Source organism: Pseudomonas sp. FSL W5-0203 (assembly GCF_001896155.1).
Taxonomy (GTDB): Bacteria; Pseudomonadota; Gammaproteobacteria; order Pseudomonadales; family Pseudomonadaceae; genus Aquipseudomonas; species Aquipseudomonas paracarnis.
Genome location: NZ_MPOR01000057.1, coordinates 21,369 through 27,688 on the forward strand (window position 1 = coordinate 21,369; position 6,320 = coordinate 27,688).

The window sequence follows — 6,320 nt, forward strand, 5'->3', positions numbered from 1 at the left end:
GCCGGTCAGGCCCTCGGGGCCCGGCGGGCGCTTTTTCTTGTGGATGAGGCTGGAGCGCCCCCTTCCTCGCGCAGACGGTTAATCAGCATCTGCGCATTCTCCGCACAGGCCATGCCCTCGGGCTTGCCTTCGATGCCCTTGATGACGTTCAGCAACTGAGCCTTGTTCTGGGCCAGCCGTTGTTGCAGCACCTCGATTTCCTCGACCTTGTGCTTGAGCCCGCTGAGCAGCTCGTCATGCTGCCAACCACCGGCACTTCTGGGCATTAACTGCCGGATTTCTTCCAGAGAGAAACCGGCTGCCTGGGCACCCTTGATGATCTCCAACACCGCCTCGGTGCCGGGTGCATAGTCCCGATAGCCGTTGGATTTACGCTCAACCGATTGGATCAGGCCGCTCGCTTCGTAGAAACGGATGCGTGAGGCCGCCAACCCGCTGATTTTTGCCAACTCGCCTATTCTCATGTACCACCCACAAAAAACCATTGACCTTAAAGTTGACTTTAAACCTAAAGTCATTGGGCGGCCAAGGCGGCAATTGGTAGGCGGCGCGCTTGCCAGACACGCATGGGCCGCAGTGGGTCAATCCAGCGCCATGATCGCGATTCGATCAGGCCATCATTTCATTTGGGAGAGGCGAACATGGGCTACGTCACCACGCGAGACGGTGTTGAAATTTTCTACAAGGACTGGGGCCCACGCGATGCCCAGGTCATTTTCTTCCATCATGGCTGGCCACTGAGCGCAGATGATTGGGACGCGCAAATGCTGTTTTTCCTGGGCGAAGGTTACCGGGTCGTTGCCCACGACCGGCGTGGCCACGGGCGTTCCAGCCAGGTCTGGGACGGGCACGATATGGACCACTATGCCGACGACGTCGCGGCCGTGGTCGAGCATCTGGGCGTACAAACCGCGGTGCATGTCGGTCACTCCACCGGCGGCGGTGAAGTGGTTCATTACATCGCCCGCCACGGCGAAGACCGCGTCTCGAAGGCCGCCATCATCAGCGCCGTGCCACCGTTGATGGTCCAGACCCCGAGCAATCCTGGCGGCCTGCCCAAGTCAGTGTTCGACGACTTGCAGGCGCAACTGAAAGCCAACCGTGCACAGTTCTATCATGACGTTCCGGCGGGCCCTTTCTACGGCTATAACCGCCCAGGCGCCACACCGTCCGAGGGCATCATCCTGAACTGGTGGCGCCAAGGCATGATGGGCTGTGCCAAGGCGCACTATGACGGGATCGTGGCGTTTTCCCAGACCGATTTCACCGAAGACCTGAAGAGCATCCAGATTCCCGTATTGGTCATGCATGGCGACGATGACCAGATCGTCCCCCATGAAAATGCCGGGGTGCTGTCCGCCAAACTGTTGAAAAACAGCACGCTGAAAATCTACCCGGGCTTCCCGCATGGCATGCCTACTACCCATGCCGATACGATTAATGCGGATTTGCTGGCGTTTATAAGGAGCTGATTGATTATTGGGGGGGGCGGGTGACCGCCTCCCCTCTACCTGAACCGCTCGTTTCAGGTCATGCTGCGTCCTTCATTTCAAGGACGATAAAAACAATGAAAGCCCCCCTCGCCGCCCTGCTCCTGATCAGCCTGACTGGGCCTGCACTCGCCAACGACCCCATCGGTTTCCAAACCACCACCATCCCTGACACTCACAACATTCGCCCACTGGAAATGGCCGTGTGGTACCCCTCCACCAGCACCGCCCAACCCAAGCTGATCGCTGACAACCTGGTGTTCATCGGTGTGCTTGCGGTGCCTGATGCCGCACCGACACCCGGCAAACATCCGGTGGTGGTGCTCTCCCACGGCTATGGTGGCAACTGGGGCAAGCAGGCGTGGCTGGCCAGTGCGCTGGCCCGGCAGGGGTATATCGTGGCGGCAGTGAATCACCCTGGCACCACCAGCCAGGATCGCAGCGCGCAAGCCGCCGCGCAGTTGTGGCAACGGCCCAAGGATTTGAGCCGGGCCATTGATGCACTGCTGGTACAGCCCACGCCATTTGGCGCGGTGGACAGCGGCCGGATCGCGGTGATAGGCCATTCCCTGGGGGGCTGGACGGTCATGGAGAGCGCGGGGGCGCGTTTCGACCCGGCGTTGTTTGCCCGGGACTGCAGCGCCCATCCGACGTTGGTGGCGTGCACGGCCTATCGCGAGATGAACCCTGAAGGTACGCCGAACGGGAAGGCTCAACTGGCTGCGGACTTGAGCGATAAGCGCGTGACCGCTGTGGTGTCCCTGGACCTGGGCCTGTCACGCGGTTTTACCGATGCGAGCCTCGCGGCGTTGCCAGTGCCGGCCCTGGTGATCGCCGCCGGTGAGCCATCAGCGGATTTGCCGGCGCAGATGGAATCGGCTGACATGGCCAAGCGGCTGCCAAAAACGTCGACTCAGTACGTGGAGATCCAGGACGCCAACCACTTCAGTTTTATGTCTCAGTGCAAACCGGGCGCGGCAGCGTTGCTTGACGCTGATGTGCCCGGCGACAGCATCATTTGCCAGGACGGCAAAGGCGCGCGGCCACGGCCCGTGATCCAGCAGCAGGTGATCACACTGATCAGCGAGTTCCTGGCGCGCTGAACCGGTAGTATCATCCGCGCCTTTCCCCTTCAGGCAACGGAACATGAACCGCCAGAAAAAACTTCAGCAGCTCTTCAAAGCCAAAGCGAAAAAGGCCAGCGCCAAGCTGGCGCCAAAAAGCAAAGACAAATACATCAGCAAGGCGGACCGTTTGAAGCTGGCGACCGAGGCCGGCCAAGCGCCGGTCACGGCTGTCGAGACGCCTGCTGAGTAAGGCGCATGGCTGAAGGGGTGGCCGCTTCATATTTGCCCCAGATACGCCGCAGATGCCGCGCCGAGCCAAAGCCTGCGCGCTCGGCGATGGCTTCTATGTCCAGGGCCGACTCGGCCAGCAGTTCACGGGCCACGGCCAGGCGCAGGCGATGCAGGTAATCCAACGGGCGGATGCCGACATGCTCTTGGAACAGGCGCGCCAGGTGCCGGCTGCTGGTGCAGGCCAGGCTTGCCATGCGGGTGAGCGTCCAGGCCTCGCAGGGGGCGGCGGCGATGGCGTCCTGCACGCGATGGACCGCCGGGTGCAGGTGATTGCGCCCGGTCACCCAAGGCGATAGCTGCGGGTCGCTGCCGCTGCGGCGCAGGTACACCACCATGTCCCGCGCCACGGCGCAGGCCAAGCGTGGCCCGGCCAGTTCGGCGACCAGCTGCAACATCAGGTCGATACCCGCCGTGATACCGGCGCTGCAACTGACCGGGCCATCGGTGACGTACAGGCGGTTTTCCAGGACCCGGGCCTTGGGTGCGAGGGCTTGCAAGGTGACGCACAGCGAATGGTGCGTGGTGCATTGGCGCCCATCGAGCAGCCCGGCCCTGGCGGCACTCAACGCGCCGGCGCACACGCACACCAGGCGTTCGGCCGAGGGCGCGAACACGTTTTGCAACCACAGGGTGAGCTGATGGCTGGCCGATTCGAAAGCCTTTTGGTGGGCCTTTGATACGTTCATCGTGGAGCCCACCAGCACCACCAGCGTGCCGGGCGCCAGAGTCTGCGGCAGGGGCGCCAGCCCGGTCAGTGGCAAGCCGATGGAGCTGTGCAGCGACTCCACCGGGCTGACGTACTGCAGATCGAAATCCACCGCCGCCGGGTCCTCGGCTTGCGCGGCCAGGCGCAACACTTCGGCAGGCCCCGCCAGGTCGAGCATCAGCACATTGGGCAACAGCACGAACAGCACCGGCACGCTCACGGGTTCATCCTTCCAAGGCCTGTTCGACCGTGACGATGCGCGCAAAACGCTCTTCCAGCACTAGCTCCGTGCGTTCGCGGATTTGCGCCGAGGTGTACTCCCGGCCGCTACGCAGGTGGGTCATGGGGAATGTCAGTGTGGCTTCACTGACAAAGTCCACTTTGAAGCCGCTGTCCGACGCCTGCCGCGTGGTGGTCTCGCAGCATTGCTCGGTCCGGATGCCACTGACGATCAGCGTGGTGACGCCCATCTCCGTGAGGCGAGCGGCCAGGGGCGTACCGGCGAAGGCGCTGTGGTAACGCTTGTGGATCACCAACTGTGGATTGATCGACAGCTCGCTCAATGCCCTGACGTTGCCCGATTGCATGGAGAAATGCCCCTGGTCTTCAACATGGAAGACTTGTACCACCGGGATGCCGCGCTGAACACAACCATCGATGAGGGCCTGCTGTTTTTCCAGATAGTCGGGCAGGTCATTTTCGGACCAGTAGGTTGAATGGCGGAAGGAATGTTGGGCGTCGATCACGATCAGGGCTTTATGGGTCATGGACAGTCCTTGTGGCTTGCATCAGTGGGTAAACGATGCACGCCATGGTAAGGACCACCCACAGTGCGCGACAGACGCAAGGCGGACTACTTCAGGACGGATTCGGACATGTCACCGGGCACGCCATGGCACAACGGCTGCCGGGTTCGAAGCCATGGGCGTATTCATCCGCCAGGATTGTTTCCAGACGCGGATCGACGTGAATTGCAAAGCCCAGGCGCCGGTAGAACGGAGCATTCCAGGGTACATGCTTGAAGGTGGTCAGCGTCACCGCACGCAGGTGTTGGGCGCGGGCATGCTCTATCGCCGTTTCCACCAATCTGCGCCCCCAGCCCTGGCCTTGCAGCGGCTGGGCAACCGACACTTCATGGATATGCAGGTCGTCGCCAAAGCGTTCTGCGCTGAGGAAGCCTTGAGGGTGATCGTGGTCATCAACCACCACCCAACAGGTCGATAGCGCGATCCATTGCCGATGGCGTTCGATGCTGATCGACGCCGCATCCGCCAGCCAAGCCAGCCCTTCGATTGCGCCAAATGCCTGGGCTGCGCACTGCTCGATGGCGGGCAACAAACCGGCATCTTGCGCGCGCGCCAGGCGAATAATGTGGGTGGACTGCTCAGCAGCCACTCAATGCCACCTGGGGCCGTTCACCCGCAAAGAAGAAGGGCCGCAAACGTACGCCCACGCCGTTGCCGATAAAGGCCGCCACCAGCCACACCCAGCCATGCAGGCTGCCCGAGGCGATGCCACTGAAGTACGCGCCGATGTTGCAGCCATAGGCCAGACGCGACCCATAGCCGAGCATCAGGCCGCCGATCACCGCCGCGATCAACGAGCGCAGCGGGATGTTCAGGCTGGGCGCGAAACGCCCGGCCAGGCCTGCGGCCAGCAGCGCGCCGAGGACAATGCCGATGTCCATGACGCTGGTGATGTCTTCCCACACCGGTGCAGCCAGGGCCTTGGCATTGCCCGGCATCTGCCAGAATGCCCAACTGGCGACATCCACGCCCAGCCCGCTCGCCACCTTGGCGCCCCACAGCGCGAACGCCGAGGTGATGCCCCACGGCCGTCCGGCCAGGGCGAGGGTGGCGTAGTTGAGCAGCGCCAGGCCAATCGCGCCCCACACCAGCGGCCAGGGTCCGCGCAGGAAGCGGCGTAGCCCTTGGTGCTCGCTTTGCACGCCTTGTTCAAGCTGGCCGTGACGGCGCTTTTCCAGGCGCACTGTCACCACTGCAATCAGCGCGAACACCGCCAGGCTCAAGACCAGCGCCGGCAGCACACCGAAACTTTTGACAATGGAAACCGCCGGGAACGATGGCAGTGCAAACCACCAGTCGACGTGATGGGTGGCGATCAACGAGCCACAGATAAAGAACAGCAGCGTCACCAACATCCGGGCATTACCGCCGCCCACGGTGAACAAAGTACCCGACGCACAACCACCACCCAGCTGCATGCCGATCCCGAAGATGAACGCCCCGAACACCACCGACACACCGGCCGGCGCCACCAGCCCCACGACCGGCTGACCGAACAAAGTGCCCGCGCCCAACGCCGGGAAAAACAACAGCACCGCCACCGCCAGCATCACCATCTGCGCACGCAAGCCAGCGCCACGCCGATCATTAATGAACACACGCCAGGCCGAAGTGAAGCCGAAGGCCGCGTGATACAGCGTCAGGCCCAGCGCGGCGCCGACCACCAGCAGCAACACCTGGCGTGCGCCGACCATGTTTTGCAGGAACAGCGCGCCCGCCACCAGGATGATAAAGGCAATCAGTGGCGCGAGCGGCTTGCGCGCAGGCGTCAGGGAAAGAGAGGTGCTCATGGGGTTCTCGATTGGTTGGAAGGAGGCAAGTATAGCCCTAGACGGAATTTGATCAGATGGCGGCATTGCCGAAAGGCTCATCGCCTGAACCACCGCTTTCGCAGCCTCGCTAAAGCTCGACAGCTCCCACAGGGGATCGGCGGTGTATGTGGAATACCGCTTTGCAGGGC

At 62.5% G+C, this 6,320-nt stretch carries 8 protein-coding genes; 3 read left to right on the plus strand and 5 right to left on the minus strand.

Annotated elements, in window-relative coordinates; genetic code table 11:
- Positions 1–5: 5 nt before the first annotated feature.
- A complete protein-coding gene (locus BOP96_RS27460) occupies positions 6–464 on the minus strand; it encodes a MerR family transcriptional regulator (protein WP_014719214.1) in 459 nt (152 codons plus the stop codon).
- A 177-nt stretch (positions 465–641) separates the two neighbouring features.
- Between BOP96_RS27460 and BOP96_RS27465 the strand changes: the two genes are divergently transcribed.
- The 3 genes from BOP96_RS27465 to BOP96_RS27475 all read left to right on the plus strand — a co-directional run bounded on the left by BOP96_RS27465 (position 642) and on the right by BOP96_RS27475 (position 2,807).
- Complete coding sequence (locus tag BOP96_RS27465) at positions 642–1,472, plus strand: alpha/beta fold hydrolase (RefSeq protein WP_073454595.1); 831 nt, start codon at positions 642–644, stop codon at positions 1,470–1,472.
- Between the two features lie 95 nt (positions 1,473–1,567).
- Positions 1,568–2,593, plus strand: coding sequence for an alpha/beta hydrolase family protein (locus tag BOP96_RS27470; RefSeq protein WP_019817541.1), 1,026 nt, complete (start codon positions 1,568–1,570; stop codon positions 2,591–2,593).
- Between the two features lie 43 nt (positions 2,594–2,636).
- On the plus strand, positions 2,637–2,807 hold the full coding sequence (locus tag BOP96_RS27475; protein ID WP_073454597.1) for a DUF2986 domain-containing protein: 171 nt from the start codon (positions 2,637–2,639) through the stop codon (positions 2,805–2,807).
- On the opposite strand, the gene BOP96_RS27480 is transcribed toward BOP96_RS27475, so the two are convergent.
- The 4 genes from BOP96_RS27480 to BOP96_RS27495 form a co-directional block, all read right to left on the minus strand.
- Entirely contained in the window at positions 2,779–3,774 is a 996-nt protein-coding gene (locus tag BOP96_RS27480) for a GlxA family transcriptional regulator (protein ID WP_073454600.1), read from the minus strand. The two genes, BOP96_RS27475 and BOP96_RS27480, sit on opposite strands and share 29 nt — an antisense overlap.
- A gap of 4 nt (positions 3,775–3,778) precedes the next feature.
- The gene (locus BOP96_RS27485; RefSeq protein ID WP_032902102.1) at positions 3,779–4,321 is read right to left on the minus strand and encodes a cysteine hydrolase family protein; all 543 of its coding nucleotides are present in this window, start codon (positions 4,319–4,321) and stop codon (positions 3,779–3,781) included.
- Positions 4,322–4,412: 91 nt separating this feature from the next.
- Positions 4,413–4,949 carry a GNAT family N-acetyltransferase gene (locus BOP96_RS27490; protein ID WP_060767255.1) on the minus strand — a complete coding sequence of 179 codons (537 nt, stop codon included), beginning with the start codon at positions 4,947–4,949 and terminating at the stop codon, positions 4,413–4,415.
- Positions 4,939–6,150, minus strand: a complete 1,212-nt coding sequence (locus BOP96_RS27495) for a YeeE/YedE family protein (protein ID WP_019817537.1) — start codon at positions 6,148–6,150, stop codon at positions 4,939–4,941. The genes BOP96_RS27490 and BOP96_RS27495 overlap by 11 nt, the downstream gene beginning before the upstream one ends.
- Between the last annotated feature and the right edge of the window lie 170 nt (positions 6,151–6,320).